Origin of the sequence: Janthinobacterium sp. 1_2014MBL_MicDiv (assembly GCF_001865675.1) — a bacterium.
Classification (GTDB): domain Bacteria; phylum Pseudomonadota; class Gammaproteobacteria; order Burkholderiales; family Burkholderiaceae_D; genus Janthinobacterium.
In genome coordinates, this window is record NZ_CP011319.1 from 1494629 (window position 1) to 1518063 (window position 23435).

23 protein-coding genes are annotated in these 23435 nt (G+C 63.0%); 18 read left to right on the top strand and 5 right to left on the bottom strand.

All coding sequences use genetic code 11. The features are described from left to right. Nucleotides 1-39 precede the first annotated feature (39 nt). The 15 genes from ispG to YQ44_RS06630 all read left to right on the top strand — a co-directional run bounded on the left by ispG (nt 40) and on the right by YQ44_RS06630 (nt 15166). Nucleotides 40-1308: a flavodoxin-dependent (E)-4-hydroxy-3-methylbut-2-enyl-diphosphate synthase gene (ispG, locus tag YQ44_RS06560; protein ID WP_071322698.1), complete on the top strand. Its 1269-nt coding sequence runs from the start codon at nt 40-42 to the stop codon at nt 1306-1308. Nucleotides 1309-1340: 32 nt separating this feature from the next. Next, nucleotides 1341-2702, top strand: a complete 1362-nt coding sequence (gene hisS, locus YQ44_RS06565; protein ID WP_071322699.1) for a histidine--tRNA ligase — start codon at nt 1341-1343, stop codon at nt 2700-2702. Nucleotides 2703-2756: 54 nt separating this feature from the next. Then, nucleotides 2757-3425 carry a YfgM family protein gene (locus YQ44_RS06570; RefSeq protein WP_071322700.1) on the top strand — a complete coding sequence of 223 codons (669 nt, stop codon included), beginning with the start codon at nt 2757-2759 and terminating at the stop codon, nt 3423-3425. Nucleotides 3426-3504: 79 nt separating this feature from the next. Then, a complete protein-coding gene (gene bamB, locus YQ44_RS06575) occupies nt 3505-4650 on the top strand; it encodes an outer membrane protein assembly factor BamB (protein ID WP_071322701.1) in 1146 nt (381 codons plus the stop codon). Between the two features lie 4 nt (nt 4651-4654). Beyond that, nucleotides 4655-6001, top strand: a complete 1347-nt coding sequence (gene der, locus YQ44_RS06580; protein ID WP_070221915.1) for a ribosome biogenesis GTPase Der — start codon at nt 4655-4657, stop codon at nt 5999-6001. 239 nt (nt 6002-6240) lie between these two features. After that, nucleotides 6241-6477 carry an RNA chaperone Hfq gene (gene hfq, locus YQ44_RS06585; RefSeq protein ID WP_008450615.1) on the top strand — a complete coding sequence of 79 codons (237 nt, stop codon included), beginning with the start codon at nt 6241-6243 and terminating at the stop codon, nt 6475-6477. 114 nt (nt 6478-6591) lie between these two features. Beyond that, a complete protein-coding gene (gene hflX, locus YQ44_RS06590) occupies nt 6592-7818 on the top strand; it encodes a GTPase HflX (protein ID WP_071322702.1) in 1227 nt (408 codons plus the stop codon). Between the two features lie 2 nt (nt 7819-7820). Continuing rightward, nucleotides 7821-9119, top strand: coding sequence for an FtsH protease activity modulator HflK (gene hflK / locus YQ44_RS06595; RefSeq protein WP_071322703.1), 1299 nt, complete (start codon nt 7821-7823; stop codon nt 9117-9119). Continuing rightward, nucleotides 9119-10006, top strand: coding sequence for a protease modulator HflC (hflC, locus tag YQ44_RS06600; RefSeq protein WP_071322704.1), 888 nt, complete (start codon nt 9119-9121; stop codon nt 10004-10006). The genes hflK and hflC overlap by 1 nt, the downstream gene beginning before the upstream one ends. Before the next feature lie 270 nt (nt 10007-10276). After that, the gene (locus YQ44_RS06605) at nt 10277-11437 is read left to right on the top strand and encodes an ATP phosphoribosyltransferase regulatory subunit (RefSeq protein ID WP_071322705.1); all 1161 of its coding nucleotides are present in this window, start codon (nt 10277-10279) and stop codon (nt 11435-11437) included. A 3-nt stretch (nt 11438-11440) separates the two neighbouring features. Next, nucleotides 11441-12754 (top strand): adenylosuccinate synthase, encoded by a 1314-nt coding sequence (locus YQ44_RS06610; RefSeq protein WP_071322706.1) that lies wholly within the window; start codon nt 11441-11443, stop codon nt 12752-12754. A 66-nt stretch (nt 12755-12820) separates the two neighbouring features. Beyond that, on the top strand, nt 12821-13366 hold the full coding sequence (locus YQ44_RS06615; RefSeq protein ID WP_034752020.1) for a phosphoribosyltransferase: 546 nt from the start codon (nt 12821-12823) through the stop codon (nt 13364-13366). Nucleotides 13367-13431: 65 nt separating this feature from the next. Next, nucleotides 13432-13941 carry a GNAT family N-acetyltransferase gene (locus tag YQ44_RS06620; protein WP_071322707.1) on the top strand — a complete coding sequence of 170 codons (510 nt, stop codon included), beginning with the start codon at nt 13432-13434 and terminating at the stop codon, nt 13939-13941. Next, nucleotides 13938-14864 (top strand): WD40 repeat domain-containing protein, encoded by a 927-nt coding sequence (locus tag YQ44_RS06625; protein ID WP_071322708.1) that lies wholly within the window; start codon nt 13938-13940, stop codon nt 14862-14864. The genes YQ44_RS06620 and YQ44_RS06625 overlap by 4 nt, the downstream gene beginning before the upstream one ends. Continuing rightward, entirely contained in the window at nt 14861-15166 is a 306-nt protein-coding gene (locus YQ44_RS06630; protein WP_071322709.1) for an NIPSNAP family protein, read from the top strand. The genes YQ44_RS06625 and YQ44_RS06630 overlap by 4 nt, the downstream gene beginning before the upstream one ends. A 6-nt stretch (nt 15167-15172) precedes the next feature. Here the strand turns inward: YQ44_RS06630 and YQ44_RS06635 are convergent, their stop codons facing one another. The 4 genes from YQ44_RS06635 to YQ44_RS06650 form a co-directional block, all read right to left on the bottom strand. Beyond that, nucleotides 15173-15832, bottom strand: coding sequence for a glutathione S-transferase family protein (locus YQ44_RS06635; protein WP_071322710.1), 660 nt, complete (start codon nt 15830-15832; stop codon nt 15173-15175). 136 nt (nt 15833-15968) lie between these two features. Next, complete coding sequence (locus tag YQ44_RS06640; RefSeq protein ID WP_071322711.1) at nt 15969-17405, bottom strand: Dyp-type peroxidase; 1437 nt, start codon at nt 17403-17405, stop codon at nt 15969-15971. A 73-nt stretch (nt 17406-17478) separates the two neighbouring features. Then, entirely contained in the window at nt 17479-17943 is a 465-nt protein-coding gene (locus YQ44_RS06645) for a hypothetical protein (protein WP_156894717.1), read from the bottom strand. Between the two features lie 373 nt (nt 17944-18316). Beyond that, nucleotides 18317-19375 carry an AI-2E family transporter gene (locus YQ44_RS06650; protein ID WP_071322713.1) on the bottom strand — a complete coding sequence of 353 codons (1059 nt, stop codon included), beginning with the start codon at nt 19373-19375 and terminating at the stop codon, nt 18317-18319. Between the two features lie 180 nt (nt 19376-19555). On the opposite strand from YQ44_RS06650, the gene YQ44_RS06655 reads away from it, so the two are divergent. Further along, the gene (locus YQ44_RS06655; RefSeq protein ID WP_198043955.1) at nt 19556-20170 is read left to right on the top strand and encodes a flavin reductase family protein; all 615 of its coding nucleotides are present in this window, start codon (nt 19556-19558) and stop codon (nt 20168-20170) included. A gap of 9 nt (nt 20171-20179) precedes the next feature. Here YQ44_RS06655 and YQ44_RS06660 read toward each other — a convergent pair whose 3' ends face one another. Continuing rightward, nucleotides 20180-20992, bottom strand: coding sequence for a FadR/GntR family transcriptional regulator (locus YQ44_RS06660; protein WP_071322715.1), 813 nt, complete (start codon nt 20990-20992; stop codon nt 20180-20182). A 193-nt stretch (nt 20993-21185) separates the two neighbouring features. Between YQ44_RS06660 and YQ44_RS06665 the strand changes: the two genes are divergently transcribed. Further along, a complete protein-coding gene (locus YQ44_RS06665) occupies nt 21186-22514 on the top strand; it encodes an MFS transporter (protein WP_071322716.1) in 1329 nt (442 codons plus the stop codon). A 14-nt stretch (nt 22515-22528) separates the two neighbouring features. Continuing rightward, nucleotides 22529-23428 carry an L-threonate dehydrogenase gene (gene ltnD / locus YQ44_RS06670; RefSeq protein ID WP_071322717.1) on the top strand — a complete coding sequence of 300 codons (900 nt, stop codon included), beginning with the start codon at nt 22529-22531 and terminating at the stop codon, nt 23426-23428. Nucleotides 23429-23435 lie beyond the last annotated feature (7 nt).

A 23435-nucleotide genomic window follows, 5' to 3' on the forward strand; every position in this document is an offset into this window, starting at 1 on the left:
AACAGGCAGTTTAAGCAAGCAAACTCACAAGATAATATTATGGCGACCTCGAAAACAGCGATCGGCTCCGGCCCTTCCGACCGGCGCGACAGCCGCAAGGTATTGATCGCCCATGGCCAGCGCCAGATCTGGGTGGGCGGCGACGCCCCCGTGGTGGTGCAGTCGATGACGAATACGGACACGGCCGATGCCATCGGCACGGCGATCCAGATCAAGGAACTGGCGCGTGCCGGGTCGGAACTGGTGCGCCTGACGGTGGACCGGCCGGAAGCGGCCGCGGCCGTACCTTACATCCGCGAGCAGCTCGACAAGATGGAGATCGACGTGCCGCTGGTGGGCGATTTCCATTACAACGGCCATACCTTGCTCAACGACTACCCCGATTGCGCGCGCGCGCTGTCGAAGTACCGCATCAATCCGGGCAACGTGGGCAAGGGCGCCAAGCGCGATACGCAATTCGCGCAAATGATCGAAGCGGCCTGCAAGTATGACAAGCCGGTGCGCATCGGCGTGAACTGGGGCAGCCTGGACCAGGCCTTGCTGGCGCGCATCATGGATGAAAACGCGGGTCGCGCCGAACCGTGGCCGGCGCAAGCCGTCATGTACGAGGCGCTGGTGACGTCGGCGATTGAAAACGCCGTGCGCGCCGAAGAACTGGGGCTGGGACGCGACAAGATCATCCTGTCGTGCAAGGTCTCCGGCGTGCAGGACCTGATCGCCGTGTACCGCGAACTGGCCCGGCGCTGCGACTATCCGCTGCACCTGGGCTTGACGGAAGCGGGCATGGGCAGCAAGGGCATCGTCGCCTCGACGGCGGCGCTGTCCGTGCTGCTGCAGGAAGGCATCGGCGACACCATCCGCATTTCGCTCACGCCCGAGCCGGGCGGCGACCGCACGCGCGAAGTCATCGTCGGCCAGGAAATCCTGCAAACCATGGGCTTGCGCAAGTTCGCGCCGATGGTGATCGCCTGCCCGGGCTGCGGCCGCACGACGTCGACCACCTTCCAGGAACTGGCCGACAATATCCAGACGTATCTGCGCGAGCAGATGCCGGAGTGGAAAAAGTCGTATCCGGGCGTGGAAGCGATGAACGTGGCCGTCATGGGCTGCATCGTCAACGGTCCCGGCGAATCGAAGCATGCGAATATCGGCATCAGCCTGCCCGGTACGGGCGAGTCGCCGGCCGCGCCCGTGTTTGTCGACGGCGAAAAAGTCGTCACCCTGCGCGGCGAACGCATCGTCGAGGAATTCCAGGACATCGTCTTGAATTATGTAAAGAGTCACTACGGAAAAACGGTTGCCGTCTGAACCTGATCCGATAAAAAGCAAAGAAGAACACTATGTCCGAAAATAAAAAAGCAGATAAGATCACCGGCGTGAAGGGCATGAACGATGTCTTGCCGGCCGACGCCCCGCTGTGGGAATTGTTTGAAAACACGGCGCAATCCGTGCTGCAAAGCTACGGCTTCCAGCAGATCCGCACGCCGATCGTGGAAGAAACGAAGCTGTTCGCGCGCGCCATCGGCGCCGTCACCGATATCGTGGAAAAGGAAATGTATTCGTTCACCGATTCGATGAACGGCGACAACCTGACCCTGCGTCCGGAAGGCACGGCCGGCGTCGTGCGCGCCGTGGTCGAGCACAACCTCGTCTACGAAGGCCCGAAACGCCTGTGGTACAAGGGCCAGATGTTCCGCCACGAGCGCCCGCAGAAGGGCCGCTACCGCCAGTTCTACCAGTTCGGCGCGGAAGCCATCGGCTTCACGGGTCCCGATATCGACGCCGAAATGATCATGCTGTCGCGCCGCCTGTGGGATGACCTGGGCCTGGAAGGCATCCGCCTGGAATTGAACTCGATCGGCGACGCGGCCGAGCGCCTGCGCCACCGCGCCGACCTGATCGCCTACCTGGAAAGCCACAGCGAGCTGCTCGACGAAGAAGCCAAGCGCCGCCTGCACAGCAATCCGCTGCGCATTCTGGATACCAAGAACCCTGCCATGCAGGACCTGGTCAACGGCGCGCCGAAGCTGCTCGACTACCTGGGCGAAGAATCGCTGGCGCACTTCCATGGCGTGCAGAAGATCTTGAATCACAACAATATTCCATTCACCATCAATCCACGTCTGGTGCGCGGCCTCGACTACTACAACCGCACCGTGTTCGAGTGGGTGACGGACAAGCTGGGCGCGCAAGGCACGGTCTGCGCCGGCGGCCGCTATGACGGCATGGTGGAAATGTTCGGCGGCAAACCGACGCCGGCCGTCGGTTTCGCCATGGGCATCGAGCGCCTGGTCTTGCTGATGAAAGACGCGGCCGAGCCGGAGCAGCCAGCCCAGTGCGACGTCTACCTGGTGCATCAGGGCGAGCAGGCGGGCCTGCAAGCCTTTGTGCTGGCCGAACGGATTCGCGATGCGGGCCTGGACGTTGTGCTACATTGCGCTGCGAGCAATGGTGGCGGCAGCTTCAAGACGCAAATGAAGAAGGCCGATGGCAGCGGCGCGGCATTTGCCGTGATCCTCGGCGACGATGAAATCGCGAATAATGTTGCCACAGTGAAAGCCATGCGCGAAGCGGAACCTGGCCAGCAGCAAAACACGGTGCCGTTCGACGATGTCGTCGACTACCTGGTCGACCAGATCATCGGCAGTCACGATTGCGGCCACGACCATGGCGCCGACGGCCACGTGCACCACCACCATTGATTTGAAGCAAGACCGTTCCACCCTCGATCAACTACTCATTGAAACTGACGACCCATGGCATACGATCACGAAGAACAAGAACAACTGGCAACCCTCAAGGCCTGGTGGCAGCGCAATGGCAATCTGACCTCCTGGGTCCTGATTGTTGCGCTGGCGGGTTATAGCGGCTGGGCTGGCTGGCAGTACTACCAGCGCACCCAGGCCGCGCAAGCGGGCCAGTTGTACGACGAACTGCAAAACGCCATCGCCGCCAAGGACACCGCCAAGGTGCTGCGCGCGGCCGGCGACATGCAGTCGCGCTTCGGCGGCACGGCGTATGCGCAGATGAGCGCCCTGGCCGCGGCCAAGGTGGCGTTCGACGCGAACGACCTGAAAATGGCGAAGACCCAGCTGCAATGGGCCGCCGAGCACGGCACGGAAGAGTACAAGGCCATCGCCAAGCTGCGCCTGGCCGGTGTCTTGCTGGACGAAAAAGCCTACGATGAAGCGCTGAAGGTATTGGCGGGCGCGACCGTGCCGCAATTTGCCGGCGCCGTGGCCGATCGCAAGGGCGATATCCTGGTGGCACAGAACAAGCTGGCCGATGCCCGCACCGCCTACCTGGCGGCACTGGCGGCGACGGACAAGAACAATCCAGGCCGTCAATTGATCCAGGTCAAACTGGAAGCGATAGGCGGTACGGTACCGGAAGACAAGGCCAAGGCTGAGCAAGCTGCCGCCTGATAGGAATCGGTTCTGTTGCGCGGCCCGTGTGCCGCCTGCCTTACCCTTACAAGTACAAGAAAAAGGTTGGATAACACTTATGCGTGTCACTGAAAAGCTGGTAGCTGCAAGCCTGTTGGCCCTGATGGCCGGTTGCTCGTCCTGGAACCCGTTTGCGTCGAAAGATCCGAAAAGCGAGCCAGCCAAGCTGGTCGAGTTAAAATCGAGCATCGCCGTGCGCGATGCGTGGAAGTATTCGATCGGCAAGGCCGGCGTGTATGCCTTCACGCCCGCGCTCGCCGGCAGCAGCCTGTACGTGGTCAATGCCGACGGCGCGCTGGCGCGCCTGGATGCGGCCACGGGCCGTGAAACGTGGCGCATCAAGGCGGGCAGCGACATCACTTCCGGCGCCGGCAGCGATGGCACGGTCGTGGCCGTGGGCGCCGCCAAGGGCGTGGTGCTGGCCTTCGACGCCGAGGGCAAACAGCTGTGGAAGGCGCAGGCGTCCAGCGAAGTGCTGACGCCGCCAGTGGTAGGCCAGGGCGTGGTGGTGGTGCGCAGCGTGGACAACCGCATTGTCGGCTTCGACGCCAAGACGGGCGAACGCAAGTGGACGGTGCAGCGCGCCACGCCGGCATTGACCTTGCGCAATGCGCCTGGCATGGCGCTGGGCGGCGCGAATATCTATGTGGCCCAGCCTGGCGGCAAGTTGCTGGCACTGACGGCGGCCACCGGTGTGGTACGCTGGGAGATAGTCGTCAGCGAACCGCGCGGCGCCACGGAACTGGAACGCGTTTCCGATATCGCCGGCACGCCGGTGGTGTTCGAGGGCGAAGTGTGCGCCGTCACCTACCAGGGCAAGGTTGGCTGCTTCGATGCGGCCACCGGCGTGCCGCGCTGGACCAAGCCGATTTCGTCCGATGTGGGCGTGGCGGTCGACCAGCGTTTCGTGTTTACCGCCGATGCCCAGGGCGCTGTCGTGGCGTTCAGCCGCGAAGGCGGGCAGAGCGCGTGGAAGAATGACGCGCTGGCGCGCCGCCGCCTGTCGACGCCGGTCTCCTTCGGCCGCAGCGTTGCCGTCGGTGACTATCAAGGTTATATCCACTTCCTGTCACGGGAAGATGGCGCATTAATAGGTCGGATCAGTACCGACGGCAGCCCGATTGTTTCGGCTCCCGTCGTCGCCGGTTCGAATTTGATTTTTCAAACCCAATCAGGGACAGTGACCGCTCTCGCGGTCGAGTAATGTAATGAAGCCGGTAATTGCACTTGTAGGTCGACCCAATGTTGGGAAATCGACTTTATTTAATCGTCTGACCCGCTCGCGCGATGCGCTGGTGGCGGATTTGCCTGGGTTGACGCGCGATCGTCACTATGGCGAAGGCCGTGTCGGCGAACGTCCCTTCCTGGTCATCGATACGGGTGGTTTCGAACCCGTCGCCAAGGAAGGCATCATGCACCAGATGGCACTGCAGACCAAGCAGGCCGTGGCCGAGGCCGACGTGGTGGTGTTCATCGTGGACGGCCGCCAAGGCCTGACCCCGCATGACAAGACCATCGTTGACTTCCTGCGCAAGAGCGGTCGCCCGGTCTTGTTGGTGGTCAACAAAAGCGAAGGCATGCGCTATACGGCTGTCGTGTCCGAATTCTATGAATTGGGCATGGGCGATCCGTATGCGATCTCGTCGGCGCACGGCGACGGCGTCAACGACCTTGTCGAAGTGATGCTGGACCTGGCGTTCGCGCAGCGTCCGGATGAGCCTGAAGAGCTGGAAAAGACCGACCGCGGCATCAAGATCGCCCTCGTCGGCCGTCCGAACGTGGGCAAGTCGACGCTGATCAACACCCTGCTGGGCGAAGAGCGCGTGATCGCCTTCGACATGCCGGGCACGACGCGCGACTCGATCGAGATTCCGTTCGAACGCGATGGCCAGCAATACACCCTGATCGACACGGCCGGTATCCGCCGCCGCGGCAAGGTGTTCGAAGCGATCGAGAAATTCTCGGTGGTGAAAACCCTGCAGTCGATTTCCGAAGCCAACGTGGTGGTGCTGATGCTCGACGCGCAGCAGGATATTTCCGAACAGGACGCGCATATCGCCGGCTTCATTCTGGAATCGGGCCGCGCGCTGGTGGTGGCCGTGAATAAATGGGATGGCTTGCAATCGCACCAGCGCGATGAAATCAAGATCGATATCGACCGCAAGCTCGATTTCCTGTCGTTCGCGCAGATGCATTTCATTTCGGCCTTGAAGGGCACCAACATCGGTCCATTGATGAAGTCGCTCAACGCCGCGTATGCGGCCGCCATGTGCGACCTGTCGACGCCGAAGCTGACGCGCGCCCTGATCGAGGCCGTGGAGAAGCAGGAACCGCGCCGCAAGGGCTCGATTCGTCCGAAGCTGCGCTATGCCCACCAGGGCGGCATGAACCCGCCTGTGATCGTTATTCACGGCAATGCGCTCGACGCCGTCGGCGATCCATACAAGCGTTATCTGGAAAAACATTTCCGCGATACGTTTGCCTTGGTCGGTACGCCATTGCGCATCGAACTGCGCACGGGTAAAAATCCATTTGCACGCACGCCAAGCAAGTGAAAATGCACTGAGTTAAGCGTCAATTAAGGCGCCGCGGTAATAATGCGGCGCCGACAGCAAATAAAGATGGCCATTTGCACGGAAATAATAAAGTGTTAATGCGCCATGCGCGACAGCGATCGCGAAAACAGGTTACAGTAGCTGTGACGCATCTTTCTCTCTTTGAAAGGTGTGAGAGCACTTGAAATCAAGCGAGTCGCCTCCAATTCTTACACAACAACATAAACAACGGAGCTGTTATGAGCAACAAAGGGCAACTGTTACAAGACCCATTCCTCAATGCATTACGCAAAGAGCATGTTCCTGTCTCGATTTACCTGGTCAATGGCATTAAATTGCAGGGCCATATCGAATCGTTCGATCAATACGTCGTATTGCTGCGCAATACGGTCACGCAGATGGTGTACAAGCATGCCATCTCGACAGTGGTGCCGGCCCGTGCCGTCAATCTCAATATTGAATCTGAAGCGGAGTAAAGCGTTGAGCTTGACGGCCCAGCGCCTTTCACCCCTCATCGCCCCCGTCCGCGCCAGCGGCGCTGATGCGTTTGCATCGGCGTCCGCGTTCGCCTCAACCTGTCTGATCTCATCATGCGCGCGGCACTAGTCGGGGTTGACTTCGGTCACAGCGACTTCGCCGCCAGCATGGAGGAACTCATGCTGTTGTCGCGTTCGGCTGGCGCGGATCCGATTTCCACCATCACGGCCAAGCGTTCCAGTCCGGACTCCGCGTATTTCGTCGGCAGCGGCAAGGCCGATGAAATTGGCGACGTCGTCGTCAACGATGGCCTGGAAATCGTCATTTTCAATCACGCCCTTTCACCTGCACAGCAGCGCAATCTGGAAAAGCGCCTGAATGTGCGGGTGCTCGACCGTACCAGCCTGATCCTCGATATCTTCGCGCAGCGCGCCAAGAGCCACGAGGGCAAGCTGCAAGTCGAGCTGGCCCAGCTGCAGCATCTGGCCACGCGCCTGATCCGCGGCTGGACCCATCTTGAACGGCAAAAGGGCGGTATCGGCTTGCGCGGTCCCGGCGAGACGCAGCTCGAGACCGACCGCCGGCTGATCGGCGACCGCGTCAAGGCCCTGCGCGCGCGCCTGGAAAAGCTGCACAAGCAGCGCGAAACGCAGCGCCGCGCGCGCGGCCGCAATCACACATTCTCGGTGTCCCTGGTCGGCTATACCAATGCCGGCAAGTCGACCCTGTTCAATGCCGTGACCAAGGCCGGCGTATATGTCGCCGACCAGTTGTTCGCCACGCTGGACACCACCTCGCGCCGGGTTTACCTGGGCCAGGAAGTGGGCAACGTGGTGATCTCCGACACGGTCGGCTTCGTGCGCGAATTGCCGCACCAGCTGGTGGCGGCTTTCCGCGCCACGCTCGAAGAAACCATCCATGCCGATTTGCTGCTGCACGTCGTCGACGCCGCGTCGCCGGTGCGCATGGAACAGATCGAGCAGGTCAACCTGGTCTTGAAAGAGATCGGCGCCGATCATATTCCGCAGATACTCGTGTGGAACAAGATCGATGCGGCCGGGCTGGAGCCTTCGGTGGAACGCGATGAATATGCTACGATCAGTCGCGTGTTCGTCAGTGCGCAGAAGGGCAGCGGTCTCGACCTGCTGCGCGATGCGATTGTCGAGATGGCCAGGAAGGCGCCGGGTTCGGCCCACCTCTATCAGAACGACGAAGCGCAGCTGCAGGAAGATCAGTTTGACGGTCAGTACGACCAGCACGATGGCGCCGCCCCGGACCAGGACGAAGAACCTGGCGAGGACGATAGGATTTCCACCCACTCCCAAGTCGGAACACGATAGTTATGCTTGTCTCCCTACTCAAAAAAACAGGCTTGAAGTTGTCCCTGAACGATCCCCGCTGGGGCAATCGCAAGGACGACGGCAAGAAAGCCCAAGAAGGCAAAAAGCCCGGCGAAGGTCCGCCGGACCTCGACCAGTTGTGGCGCGATTTCAATCAGCGCCTGAACGCCTTTTTCGGACAGAAGAACCGTCCCGATAACGGCGGCAACGGCGGCAACAACAACGGTGGCGGCCCGCGTCCCGACATGAAGGGCGCCGGCATCACCGCCGGCGTCGTCGGCGTGATCGCGGTGCTGATCTGGCTTGCCAGCGGTGCCTTCATCGTGCAAGAGGGCCAGAGCGGCGTCGTGCTGACGTTCGGTAAATACACGCGCACCACGCCGGCCGGCTTCAACTGGCGCTGGCCGTACCCGTTCCAGACGGATGAAACCGTCAACGTGTCGCAGGTGCGCACGGTGGAAGTGGGCTATCGCCAGTCGCTGCGCAACAAGCAGGCCAGCGAGTCGCTGATGCTGACGGACGATGAAAACATCATCGACATCCAGTTCGCGGTGCAATACACCCTGAAGGACCCCGTGGAGTGGCTGTTCAGCGTGCGCGACCAGGAAGACACCTTGCGCCAGGTCGCCGAAACGGCGATCCGCGAAGTGGTCGGCCGCAGCAAGATGGACTTCGTGCTGTATGAAGGGCGCGAAAAAGTCGCTTATGAAACGCAGCAGCTGATGCAGCAGATTCTCGACCGCTACAAGGTCGGCGTCTTCATCAATAACGTGACGATGCAGGCCGTGCAGCCGCCGGAGCAGGTGCAAGCCGCCTTCGACGATGCCGTCAAGGCAGGCCAGGACCGTGAACGCCAGAAGAATGAAGGCCAGGCTTACGCCAACGACGTCATTCCAAAAGCGCGCGGCGCCGCATTCCGCCTGATGCAGGAAGCCGAAGCGTACCGCTCCATGGTGACCGAGAACGCCGAGGGTAACGCGTCGCGCTTCAAGCAGGTGCTGGTCGAGTACCAGAAGGCGCCGGCCGTCACGCGCGACCGCATGTACCTGGAAACCATGCAGCAGGTGTTCAGCAGTGCCAGCAAGGTCATGGTCGACGCCAAGACCGGCAGCAACCTGCTGTACCTGCCGCTCGACAAGTTGATCGCCCAGACGGCGGCGACGGACGCAGCGGCCGCGGCAGCGCGCGCAGCAGCGGCCGCACCCGCAGCCAATACCGTAATGCCACAGGAAGCCATGCAGACAGTAGAAGTCAATTCGCGTCGCGATAGCCGCTCTTCGCGTGAACGGGAGAGCCGCTAATGAACCGTATCGTCGCCGCCCTGATCGCGGGCTTTATCGCGATCATGCTCTTGTCCTCGACCGTGTTCGTCGTCGATCAGCGTAAGTACGCGATCGTCTTCGCCCTCGGCGAGGTCAAGGAAGTGATCAGTACGCCAGGCTTGTATTTCAAGCTGCCGCCACCGTTCCAGAACGTCATGTACCTGGACAAGCGCGTACTGACCATCGACACGCCGGAACCCGAGCGTTTCATCACGGCCGAGAAGAAAAACATCCTCGTCGACGCCTTCGTCAAATGGCGCATCGCCGATCCTAAGCTGTATTTCCGCAGCTTCGGCGGCGATGAAAGCCGCGCCCGCAACCGCATGTCGCAGATCGTCAAGGCTGCCCTGAACGATGAAATCACCAAGCGCACCGTGCGCGAAGTGATCTCGGGCCAGCGCGGCAAGGTGATGGAAGCGATCCTTGCCAAGGTCGCGGCCGAAGCCAAGTCGATCGGCGTGGGCATCGTCGACGTGCGCCTGAAACGCGTCGATTACGTCGAGCAGATCAACAACTCGGTGTACGACCGCATGAAGTCCGAGCGCGTGCGCGTTGCCAATGAGCTGCGTTCGACCGGTTCGGCCGATTCCGAAAAGATCCGCGCCGACGCCGACAAGCAGCGCACGGTGATCCTGGCCGAGGCGTACCGCGAAGCCGAGAAGATCCGTGGCGAAGGCGATGCCAAGGCGTCGCAGGTCTATGCGGAAGCGTTTGGCAAGAATCCGGAGTTCTACAAGTTCTACCGTAGCCTGGAAGCTTACCGCGCCACCTTCAAGGACAAGGGCGACGTGATGGTGGTCGATCCGAGTTCGGAGTTCTTCAAGTACTTCAAGGGCAACGGCACGGCCGCTCCAGCCAAGAAGTAAGGCAGCATCGAGACTGCGCCTGTCCGCAAGGACGGGTGGCGGTAGCAGCGGGGCCGGCATCGATGCCGGCCCCGTTTTTTTGTGCCCGCCCCGCTGTTGCGGGAAGGCGTAAAATCGGGTGTTTTTAAGCCGCTGCGGCACTGTTTCGGAGAACTTATCCCTAAAGGCCCGTGTTTTCGCGTAAAATATCAGGTTCGGCCTCTTGCCTGGCGCGCCCGCCGCTGCCTCGCATGATGCATTTTTCAACTTTCTTCCGTATCTCGCTCCCTCATGCCGAATTGGCTTTTGCCCGAAAATATTGCCGATGTTCTGCCGTCGGAAGCGCGCAAGATCGAAGAGCTGCGCCGCCTCATGCTGGACAATTTCCGTCTGTACGGATATGAACTGGTGATGCCGCCGCTGCTCGAGTATCTGGAATCGCTGATGACCGGCGCCGGCAAGGATACCGACCTGCGCACGTTCAAACTGGTCGACCAGCTGTCGGGCCGCATGCTCGGCCTGCGCGCCGACATGACGACGCAGGTGGCGCGCATCGACGCGCACCTGCTGAACCGTGCCACCGTGACGCGCCTGTGCTATGCCGGCAGCGTGCTGCATACCCGTCCGTCGGGCCTGCACGCCACCCGCGAACCGCTGCAGATCGGCGCCGAGATCTATGGCCACGCCGGCCTGGAAGCCGATGCCGAAATCCAGGAACTGGCGCTCGCCTCGCTGGCACTGGCCGGTTTCGACAGCGTGCGCCTGGATTTGTCGCACGTTGGCCTGTTGCGCGCTATCATTGCGCAAGACGCCAATGCCGTGCGCGACGAGGCAGCACTGTACAGCCTGCTGCGCGCCAAGGATGCGCCGGGCCTGCGCGAGCTGACGGCCGGTTATGACGCCGTCACGCGCGATGCGCTGCTGGCCTTGCCTGGCCTGTATGGCGATATCGATGTGCTGGCGCGCGCGCGCGAAGTGCTGCCGCCGCTGCCGGGCGTACTCAAGGCGCTGGCCGAACTGGCCGCGCTGGCGGGATCCGCGCTGGGCCGCGCCGAAGTGGCGATCGACCTGGCCGACCTGCGCGGCTACCAATATGAAAGTGGCGCGATGTTTGCGCTGTATGTACCTGGCTTGCCGAACGCGGTTGCGCGCGGCGGCCGTTATGACCACGTCGGCGAAGCGTTCGGCCGGGCACGTCCCGCGACCGGCTTCTCGCTCGATTTGCGCGAACTGGCGCGCCTGTTGCCGACCGCGGAACGGAAGCATTCGATCCGCGCGCCGTGGGGCAGCGCGCCAGAATTGAAGGAAAAGATCGCCGAGTTGCGCAAGGCGGGCGAGGTCGTGATCCAGAGTTTGCCGGGTCACAGTAATGAACAAGACGAGTTCGAGTGCGATCGCGTGCTGGTACTTGCCGATAATGGTAGTAGCTGGATTCTTAAAAACTTAGGTTGAGTGATGTCAAAGAAAATTATGGCAAAGAACGTTGTTGTCATCGGCACCCAATGGGGCGATGAAGGTAAAGGCAAGATCGTCGATTGGTTGACCGATCACGCCCAGGGTGTGGTGCGCTTCCAGGGCGGCCACAATGCAGGCCACACGCTGGTCATCGGCGGCGTAAAAACCGCGCTGCAGCTGATTCCGTCGGGCATCATGCGTCCAGGCGTCGCCTGCTACATCGGTAACGGCGTCGTCGTTTCCGTGCCGGACGTACTGCGCGAAATCGACAAGCTCGAAGCGGTCGGCGTTGAAGTTGCCTCGCGCCTGAAAGTGTCGGATGCCGCACCGGTCATCCTGCCTTACCACTCGGCACTCGACCTGGCCCGTGAAGCTGCGCGCGGCGCGGCCAAGATCGGCACCACCGGCAAGGGCATCGGCCCGGCCTACGAAGACAAGGTGGCGCGCCGCGCCATCCGCGTCGCCGATCTGCTCAACGAAACCCGTTTTGCTGAAAAACTGGCGGAAAACCTCGATTACCACAACTTCGTGCTGGAGCACTACCTGAAGGCTCCGCGCATCGATTACCAGAAGACCCTCGACGACGCGCTGGCTTACGTGCCGCGTCTGCGTCCGATGGTCACCGACGTCTCGAGCGCGCTGTACAAGGCGCACAAGGCCGGCGCCAACCTGCTGTTCGAAGGCGCGCAAGGTTCGCTGCTCGACGTCGACCACGGCACCTATCCATTCGTCACCTCGTCGAACTGCGTGGCTGGCAATGCCGCCGCCGGTTCGGGCGTCGGCCCTGGCATGCTGCATTACATCCTGGGCATCACCAAGGCATACACGACGCGCGTCGGCTCCGGCCCATTCCCGTCGGAACTGCCAACGGATGCAGGCGTCGGTCATCACCTGGCCCAAGTCGGCCATGAATTCGGCACCGTGACGGGCCGTGCCCGCCGCTGCGGCTGGTTCGACGCCGCCCTGCTGCGCCGCTCGGTACAGATCAACGGCGTGACAGGCATGTGCCTGACCAAGCTGGACGTGCTGGACGGTATCGAAACGCTGAAACTGTGCACCGGCTACACCATCGACGGCGTGGCCACGGACATCTTCCCATCGGGCGCGGAAGAAGCCGCCCGTTGCGTGCCGGTATACGAAGAGATGCCGGGCTGGACGGAAAGCACCGTCGGCGCGAAATCGCTGGCGGCCTTGCCGGCCACGGCGCGTGCCTACATCAAGCGCATCGAAGAACTGGTCGGCGTGCCGGTGGACATGGTTTCGACCGGTCCGGATCGTGAAGAAACGATCGTGCTGCGCCATCCATTCGAATAAGCTGCTGGACACAATCCGCCGCAAGGCGGATTTTTTTAATCACGCTAATAATAAGATTTCACTATCATGACTACCCCACAATCGAACGATCAACATCTCTGGGTCAACTGGGAAGAGTACCACCGCCTGATCGAGCGCCTGGCGCTCAAGGTCTACGAATCGGGCTGGAAATTCGACCAGGTATTGTGCCTGGCGCGCGGCGGCGTGCGTCCCGGCGACGTGTTCTCGCGCATTTTCGATTTGCCGCTGGCCATCCTGTCGACCAGCTCCTACCGCGAAGACGCGGGCACGGTGCGCGGCGACCTCGATATCGCCAAGTACATGACCATGACCAAGGGCCCACTGGCCGGCCGCATCCTGCTGGTCGACGACCTGGCCGATTCCGGCGTCACGCTGGACAAGGTCACGCGTCACCTGAAGGAAAACTTCCCTGACGTGACCGAAGTCAAATCGGCCGTGATCTGGCTGAAGGGCTGCTCCGTCGTGCGTCCCGACTACTTCCTCGACGAACTGCCGCACAATCCATGGATCCACCAGCCGTTCGAAGACTACGACGGCCTGCGCCCGCACCAGCTGGCGGCGTGGATCAAGAAGGGCGAAGCAGGCAAGTAATCGCGTGCGCTCTTGCAAAAAAAAGACGATCGTGTATCGTCTTTTTTTTCGTCCAAGGAAATGCGATGACCATACTGACGACGGCGCGCCTGCGCCTGGAACCGATCACGGCGGATCACTACGAGCGCATGCGCACGCTCAACACGGATCCCGAGGTGATGACCTACCTGAACGCGGGCCAGCCCGAAGCGGAAGCGGACACGCGCGCGGCCGTCACCCGCATCACGGGCCGCTGGGCCGAGTGGGGCTATTCGTGGTGGGCGTTGATCCGCCTCGACGATGGCGAGATGGTGGGCATGGCCTGCCTGCAGCACCTCGACGGCGACAAGGACAAACCGCATGAAATCGGCTGGCGCCTGGCCCGCACCGGTTGGGGCCAGGGCTACGCCAGCGAGGCGGCCACCGCCATCGTCGCGCATGCGTTCGAGGTCGTCGGCGCGCCCGCAGTGGTGGCCGTGGCCCATCCGGACAATGCCGCCTCGATCAAGGTCATGACGCGCCTGGGCATGCACTACACCGGCATGGCGCGCCACTACGACCTCGATTGTGTCGTCTATCGGCTGGCGCGCGCATGACGGCAAGCGCGAAGGCCTTGAAACTGGGCTGCAGCTACAGTGTGCGGTTTTCACCGGACGGCACGCGCCTGGCCGTACTGGGGCGTGATGTGATCCTGTGGGACGTGGCGGCGCGGAGCAAGCTGTGGCGCGGCAAATTCATCGCGCATATGTCGGACATGGCGTTTTCGCCCGACGGCAGCCAGCTGGCCATCAAGAGCACGACGGGCCAGATGGTCGTGGTGGAGGCGCAGTCGGGCCAGCTGACCTTCAACTTCCAGAATAAAAAGGATGGCGAGGGTTGCGCTCCCGCGTGGTCGCCGTGTGGCCGCTATCTGGTCGACGGCGGCTGGGATGGCCGCCTGCGGGTGCGCGACGCGCAAACGGGCCTGGCCATGTTCACGCAGGAGCACCCGGGCGAAATGCTGCGCGGCGTGTGCTTCATCGATGGCGGGCGGCGCCTGCTGGTGCTGCATGGCGTCAAGTCGGTGGCAGAGGGGCAAACGCAGCCGCCCGACTACTGCAGCGCATGGGATTGGCCCTTGCAAGAAGGCGGCGGGCGCGTGGTGCTGTCGCTGCCGAAGCTGGCATCGTGCGCGCCGTCGTCCGATGGCGAACGCCTGGCCGTGCTGCATTACGCTGACGGCGAAGAATATCTGTCCGTGCATGCGCTGGCCGATGGCCGTCCGCTGGCCAGCATGGCCGTGGAGGCGGGCGGCGGCACGGGCGACGCCTTGCGCTGGCTGCCCGACGGCGGCGCGGTGGGAAGGATCGGCAAGGGCAAGCTGCTGTTTTACGGCTGGCCGGGACTCGCCGTATGCCACGAGCTGGCTGTTACGTATCCATGCGCGCTGGCTTTTTTACCCGGCACGCCGTTGGCTGCCATCGGTTCCTGGGAAACGGGCATGCTGAAGGAACTGAACTTTTACAAGGAGACCCCATGATCACCTGCTACCTGCGCTACATCATCGACCCGTACAAACTGCAGGAATTCGAAGCTTACGGCAAGCTGTGGATACCGCTGGTCGAGCGTTTCGGCGGCCGTCACCATGGCTATTTCCTGCCGTCCGAAGGCGCCAGCAACGTGGCGCTGGCCATGTTTTCCTTCCCCAGCCTGGCCCTGTACGAGCAGTACCGCATCGATTCGATGCAGGATGCCGACTGCCAGGCGGCGTTCCGCTACGCCGAAGAGACGCGCTGCATCGTCAGCTACGAGCGCAGCTTCTTGCGCCCCGTGTTTTCCTGATTTGCCTCAATCGCGCTGCGGCGCACCCAGGGGGAAGAGGTGGCGGTACGGGCGCGCCTCTTCCACCGCGCGGGAGAACGATGGACGGGCCAGCAGGCGCGCGCGGTAGGCGCGCAGCAGGGGCAGCGTTGCGGGAATCGGCTGCGTCCAATCCGCATAGAACAGGGACGGAGCGGCGGCGCAGTCGGCCAGGCTGAAGTGTTCGCCGGCCGCCCACGTCTTGCCGGCCAGGTGGGATTCCAGCCAGGCATAGGCGAGGTCCAGTTTTTCTGCCGCATGCGCGCGGCCTTCGCTGGTCTTCACCGGGTCGCCAGTCAGGGCGGCGCCGACGGCATGCTGCACTTGTGTCATGACGTGCAGGTCGAAATAGCGGTCGAGAAAACGCGCGTCCAGCGCCTGCATCGGGTCGTCCGGCAGCAGGCGTTGCGGGCCGGGATGGGCCAGTTGCAGGTATTCGATGATGATGCTGGTCTCGGCGACGTTGCGCTCGCCGTCCACCAGCAGCGGAAACTTGCGCAGCGGCCAGCGCTCCAGCCATTGCTGCAGGTGCTGCGGCATGTCCGGCGCCAGGCAGCGGAAAGCAAACGGTGTGGCGTTCTCGTACAGGGCGATGAGCACCTTTTGCGTGTACGAGGAAAAAGGATGGCCGTAGAGGATGAGCGACACGGTGGAATCTCCTGTCATTTTGCTAGGTTGGCAACACGCGCGTGCTGCAACGATAGTGCAATGACAGGATCAATGCAAGCGATACGCTCCGTTCGCGCGCCCGCCGTTTCGCTCGCCTCCGTGGTTCGCCCGCCGCCTAGCCCAGGTTCGCCAGGTAACGCAGTCCCGTGATGCTGGGGAAGAAGCAATACACGCCGCCGCGCGTGATGACGCTGCGCGAGAAATGCCGCAGTTGCGTATTGCCGCGGCCCTTGGCGCCGATGCCGGGCAAGGTGAAGGAGCTGACGAGCGGGTCATTGATCCCCAAAAACACGTCCTGGCCGCTGATGTTGAACGTGGCATCGCCCGCCTCGGGGCCGGCCGGTCCGACGGCCGATTTGACGAAGGCATCGTCATCGTTCCATTGCTCCATCAGGAATTCGAACTGGTTGCGCAGGTTGGCATTGATGAAATAGCCGACCAGGCCCCGTTGTTCCGCGACGGGCGCGGCCGGGTCATACTCGCTGCCGTAGGGCATGGCGCGCCGCACGATGCGGTGGTGGCGGGCGGAGGTGCCCACGACGCCTTCGTCGCGCGGATTGTTGCGCCGGATATGCGCGCCGATCGGGCATTTCAGGCCCAGCGTGTCGTCCAGCTCCGGCTGTGCGGCGTCGACATAGTGAAAATGGTTCAGGCTGGCGTCCGGCAGCGCGGGACCGGCCTCGTCCGGCCTGAGCACGAGCGGGTTGCCGTTGCGCCAGCGCCCGCACATCTTGGCCGCCACCATCTCGGTGCTGAGCCCTGAGCTGGCCGCGGCCTGGCTCAGGATGCTGTCGAACAGGGGCACGTCCTGCTCCAGGATGCGGAAGGCGGCATAGCTGCCATTGGTGGACAGCTGCGGCGGCTGAACCTGGTAGGTGCCGCCGTTTTCATTCGGATAGCCGAGCAGGAATTCCCCCGTCTTGACGCTGTTGAGCGGGTCGGGCGCATATTCCAGCTCGTGCTTGCGCGGGGGCGCGCCATCGACGTCCGGCTGGGCGATGTTGTCGCGGTAGCCGAAATGCACGCGGTTGCCTGGCAGGGCGACGCCGTCGTGCGCATACAGTTCATGCCAGCCATCGGCAAAGGCGCGGCGTAGTGTGGCCGAGGTCTGCTGCAGCACTTCCGTCGATTCGCTGACCCATAGGCTCAGCAGCGCATGCACCTGGCCGGCCTTGGTGGCCGGCCCCAGGTTGCCGAGCCAGTGTTCGGGGGCGCTGTCGCCCACGTCGCCCACGGCGGCGACGCTGGCCGGGTCGGCCGCACCGCGTTGAAATGCCTGGTCAAAGGTAGCCAGGTCGGCCGCGGCGACTCCCAGCGCCGCCAGGCCTGGCGCCGTAAAGCTGAGGTTCAGGAAGCACGGCGGCTTTGGATGGATATGGCGCGCGGTGGTAATGGATGGCAGTCCGTCGCTGCCGTCGAGCAGGGCCGCGATGGTGCGCCGTGCCTGCGCCGCATCCGCGATGCTGAAGATGAAATGGCGCGCCAGGTTGACGCGGTAGCCGCGCAGGATCGTGCCTTGCACGTCGTCGTAATCGATGGTGGGATCGGCCATGCTGTCTCTCCGGGGGGGCTGGGGCTGGCAAGGTGGCGGGGCGCGCCTGCGCGGCCCCGGCGTGGCGTGCGGCTCAGGTTCGGACCGAGGCTAGGATTTTCTGGACTGTTTGCGGATAGGCGCTATACAGGCCGATATTGGGCGCGTGCTGCGCGGCGTCGTTGGCGGTGATGAAGGCTTCAAATGCGCTCACATGGTTGGCAACGGGAATCAGTGGCTTGCCGCCCTCGACAAACTGCAGCAGCGCGTCGAATACCTGCCCCAGCTGGGCCACAAAATCCTCGATGTAGCTGTTGAAGTTGCCGTCATACTCGGTGATCACGCCGATGACGAGGGTATCCGAAGGGCCTGCCGATTTCGCGTTGGGCAGCAGATTGGCCTGGGAGCGGTCAAGCAGGGTGAAGCGGGCAAAGTGCACGGTACCGATCTTGGTGAGGGCGGCATTGATCTGCTGTTGGTATTCCTGCAACGCGGCGGCGATGTGGATCGGATTGGTGCCGGGTAGTACCGGCATCATTAAGCACAGTGGATTTGCCATGGCAGGCTCCTCATTACGTGGTTGTCGGGAGGACTGACACTACGCCGCAGTGCCCACTGCGTCAAAAACTATATTTCCGCTTGTGTTGCTAAAAGCACACCATTGCAACATGATAGTTGCCGCGAAATGCGGTCTCATGTGGATAGTTGCCGAGGTCGGCTGGCGCCCGTAGACGCTCTGTTGTCAGGCTGCCCCGGCCTGTTTTGGACGGCGCAAGTAACACTGCCGGCGGCGCCAGATTCCGGAGCGATTATTTTCGCCGGACGGCCGCCCCCGCATGCCAGAGCGCGCTCTTCGACGCCGGGGAAACGCGCCGCACGCTCGGCGACGGGCGCGGTCTTTCAGGCCCGTGTTCGGGTAAATGGCCGCGGCCTCAATCCGCATGAAATTCGCTGGCCGAGACGAACAGGTCCCACGAAGCGATGAACAGGGCGGCCACCACGGGGCCGATGACGAAACCGTTCAGGCCGAACAAGGCCATGCCGCCCACGGTCGACAGCAGCACCACGTAGTCGGGCATCTTGGTGTCCTTGCCCACCAACACGGGCCGCAGCACGTTGTCGACCAGGCCGATGACGAAGACGCCGAAGGCGGCCAGGCCCGCGCCTTGCCAGATGGCGCCCGTGGCCAGGAAGTAGACCGCCACCGGGGCCCAGACGAGGGCGGCGCCGACGGCGGGCAGCAGCGACAGGAACGCCATCAGCACGGCCCACAGCAGCGGCGCCGGCACGTCCAGGAACCAGAACGCCAGGCCGCCGAGGGCGCCCTGCGCAATCGCCACGAGGATGTTGCCTTTCACGGTGGCGCGGATCACGGTGGTGAAATTGGTGAACAGGCGCTGCTTGTACTTGCGGCTCAGCGGCACGGCGTCCTTGATGCGGGCCGACAGGGAAGAGCCGTCGCGCATGAGGAAAAACAGCAGGTACAGCATGATGCACAGGCTGGTGAGAAATTCGAAGGTGTACAGGCCGACGTTGATGGCTTTCACGGCGACCACCTGGCTGACCTGTTTGGCGCCGTCAGCCAGCTTGTCTTGCAGGCTCGCCAGGCTGGACAGGTCGAAGCGATCGAGCAGATTGATCAGCCATTGCGGCAGCACGGCCATCATCTTGTTGAAGAACATGCCAACCGTGATTTCTCCCGAGCGTACCATCTCCACCACGCCTGCCGCCTGGTTCACCAGCGATACGGAAATGAGCGACAGCGGCAGGATGACGATGACGATGATCAGCAGCAGGGTCAGCACCGATGCCAGGCCGGCGCGGCCCCTGGTCTTTTTCAGCAGCCAGCGGTAGATGGGCGCGAACAGGATCGCCAGCACCACGCCCCAGAAGATGGCGCCCGCATACGGCGCCAGTATCCAGCCGAAGCCGATGGTGACGATGCTCAGCAGGAGCAGGAACACTTTCTGGTGCAGCGTGAGGGTAGGCATGGGCGGTAGCGGCATGGTAATGGTTAAGTTGCCTCATCATAAGCGAGGCCAGGGGACGGGGGCTAGACAATTGTGGCGCTGCGTGCGCCATGTAACATGGGCGCGGCAATTCCAGTAAGCTGTCATTCCAGGCGTCCGAACCCCGGTGCCTTCACTTCAGGAATCCGCGTGGTCGATCACATGCACTTTTATGAACCGGCACAGGGCCATGGCTTGCCGCACGATCCCTTCAACGCCATCGTGGGGCCGCGGCCCATCGGCTGGATCGCCTCGCGCAGCGGCGACGGCGTGCTCAATCTGGCGCCGTACAGTTTTTTCAACGCCTTCAATTACCACCCGCCGCTGATCGGCTTTTCCAGCATCGGCCGCAAGGATAGCCTGCGCAATATCGAACAAACGGGCGAATTCGTGTGGAACCTGGCGACGCGTCCGCTGGCCGGGGCCATGAATGCCAGCTGCGCGCCGGCGCCGCCCGAGGTGGATGAATTCGCGCTGGCCGGCCTGACGCCCGTCGCCTCGCGCATCGTCAAGGTGCCGCGCGTGGGCGAAAGCCCCGTGTCGTTCGAATGCCGGCGCACGCAGATCATCGAACTGCAAGGCGTGAATGGCGAGGGCGTGGGCAGCTGGCTGGTGCTGGGCGAAGTGGTGGGCGTGCATATCGCGCGCCACCTGCTGGTCGACGGCGTGTACGACACGGCCGCCGCGCAGACCATCCTGCGTGGCGGCGGGCCGGCCGACTATTTCGAGGTTGGCCCGGACAGCCTGTTCCGGATGCGCCGGCCGGCTTATCCCTGAGGCAGAGCGCTATTTCTGCATGATGGGATCGCGTCCCAGGGTGCGCGCCAGCGCGCCGCCGTCGCCGCGCCAGAATTCGCGGTCGGCCAGGCGTACCCGTTCTGCCGCATGCTGCATGTGTTCCATGGCGGCCTGGCGCGCCAGCTGCGGGTCGCCGGCGGCGATGGCTTGCACGATCTTTTCATGTTCGCGGCGCACTTCGATGGAAAAGTCCGTGCGCCGCGCCTCGTTCGCGCGCGTCACCTTGACGGCCGAGCGGATCGGGTCGGCGAACATGGCGACGAACTTCGGCCAGTAGGGGTTGCCCGTCGCCTCGGCGATGCTCAGGTGCAGGCGCACGTCCTCTTCCACGCCATCGACGCCGGCCGCCACCGCTTCCTCGATGCGCCGCAGCGCATGTTCGATGTCGGCCAGCTGGCCCGGCGTGCGCCGCACGGCCGCCAGCGCGGCGATTTCCGCTTCCAGGCCCTGGCGCACCTCGATCAGGTTCAGCAGCGATTGCACCGACTGCTCCGTCAGCGCATCGCCGCGTTCCCCGCTCCTGGCGCCATCCTGCGCGCAAATGAAGGTGCCGCTGCCCTTGCGCGTGACGAGGATGCCGTCGGCCTGCAGCAGGGCGATGGCTTCGCGCAGCACCGTGCGGCTGACGCCGAAATGCTCGGCCATGGCTTGCTCCGACGGCAGGCGCGTGCCGCTGGCCAGGCCGTCGTGGTGGATTTGCTGGCGCAGCCGTGCCGCCACCCGCGCACCCAGGGTGCCGGTGGTGAAACTGCCCGCGGCGGGCTCCGGCGCGGGGAGGGTAAAGCGGAACGTGCGGTCCATCGGTGCATCCTCGTCTGGTGGGGTAGGGTGGGAATCTGGCTTGCCTGCTTGGCATTATATGGAATATACAGCTTGACACACATAAAACACACACATAATATACATCCATACAAATTTTAGACAAGTTGCCAGCCACCTCCGGTGGACCATAAAAACCCGGCACGGTCGATCCCTTCGTGATCAGGAGACAAGCATGGAAGTGTCACAAGCAATGCCGGGGCAGCCGGCTGGCGCCGCCGCAAGCCAGAAACTCATCGACGACGCCGTTTACCGCAAGGTAACCTGGCGCATCATCCCCTTCCTCATGCTGTGCTACATCGTCGCTTATCTCGACCGCGTGAACGTGGGCTTCGCCAAGCTGCAGATGCTGGCCGACCTGCAGTTTTCCGAAACCGTGTACGGCCTGGGCGCCGGCGTCTTCTTCCTCGGCTACTTCCTGTTCGAAGTGCCCAGCAACGTGATGCTGCACAAGATAGGCGCGCGCGTGTGGATCGCCCGCATCATGATCACGTGGGCCATCATCTCGGGTGCCTTCATGTTCGTCACCACGCCGACCATGTTCTACATCATGCGCTTCCTGCTCGGCATCGCCGAAGCGGGCTTCTTCCCCGGCATCATCCTGTACCTGACCTACTGGTATCCATCCGAGCGCCGCGCGCGCATGGTGTGCACCTTCATGGCCGCCATTCCCGTGGCAGGCCTGATCGGCGGCCCCCTGTCGGGCTGGATCATGGAAACCTTCGCCGGCTGGCACGGTTACGCGGGCTGGCAGTGGATGTTCGTGCTCGAAGCGATTCCCGCCGCGCTGATGGGCGTGGCCGTGCTGCTGTACCTCGATAACAGCATCCGCGCCGCGAAGTGGCTGACGGAAGAGGAAAAAGTCATCCTTGAACAGCGCATCGCCACGGAAGCGAAGGGCAAGGTCTCGCATCCGTCGATCCGCGCCATGTTTGCCGATCCGCGCATCTGGGTCATGGCCCTGATTTATTTCTGCTGCGTGATGGGCCAGTATTCGCTGACCTTCTGGCTGCCCAGCCTGATCAAGGCGGCAGGCGTGACGGGCGTGCTCAATATCGGCCTGTTCACGGCGATTCCGTACTCGTTCGCCGTGGCCGCGATGATACTGCTGGGACGCAGCTCGGACAAATACCGCGAACGGCGCTGGCACATGGCGATCCCGCTGGTGATCGGCGCCGGCGCCATCGTCTGCAGCGCGCTGGCCGGCACCCACAACACGGGCTGGGCCATCTTCTTCCTGACCATCGCCGCCGGCGGCATCCTGGCCGCCTCGCCCATGTTCTGGAGTCTGCCGACGGCCTTCCTCGGCGGCGTCTCGGCCGCCGCTGGCATCGCCGCCATCAATTCGGTGGGCAACCTGGCCGGTTTCGCGGCGCCGTACATGATCGGTTCCATCAAGGACCTGACGCAATCGACCGACATTGCCATCTACCTGCTGGCGGGCATCCTGGTGATCGGCGCGGCCATCATCATGCGGGTGCCGGCCAAACTGGTGAACAAATAAGACTGGAGCAGCAGATGAACGTAGCAATCGAAAAAGTGGGCGTGATCGGCCTGGGCGCCATGGGCATGGGCATCGCGCAATCCTTGCTGCGCGCCGGCTTTGAAGTGCATGCCTGCGACGTGCGTCCTGAGACCGTGCAAAAGCTGGTTGACGGCGGCGCCCATGCGGCGCCATCTCCGGCCGCGCTGGCGGCGCAGGTGCAGGCCCTGCTGATCGTCGTCGTCAATGCGCAGCAGACGGAGTCCGTGCTGTTTGGCGAACGCGGCGCGGCGGCCCGCCTGGCGCCGGGCAGCGTGGTGATCGCCTGCGCCACCGTGGCGCCCGAATTTGCCGAAGCGCTCGGCGCGCGCCTGGCGGCCATGGGACTGCGCTTCATCGATGCGCCCATTTCCGGCGGCGCGGCCAAGGCGGCTGCCGGCGAGATGTCGGTGATGGCGGCCGGCGCGCCCGATGCCTTTGACGCCTGCACGGGAATCTTCGACGCCATCAGCGGCAAGCTGTACCGCCTGGGCGAACAGCCGGGACAAGGGTCGAAAGTCAAGATGATCAACCAGCTGCTGGCCGGCGTGCATATCGCCGCCGCTGCCGAGGCGATGGCGCTGGGCTTGCGCGCCGGCTGCGACCCCGATGCCCTGTACGAAGTCATTTCGAACAGCGCCGGCAGTTCCTGGATGTTCCAGAACCGCGTGCCGCATATCTTGAAGGGCGACTACACGCCGCTGTCGGCCGTGAATATTTTTGTGAAGGATCTGGGCATCGTGCTCGACTACGCGAAAAAGAGCGTGTTTCCGCTGCCGCTGTCCGCCACGGCGCACCAGATGTTCATGCAGGCGTCGGCGGCGGGTTTTGGCGGCGAGGACGATGCGGCCGTCATCAAGACTTTCCCGGGTATCGATTTGCCGGCGAAAGCGTAACTGAATC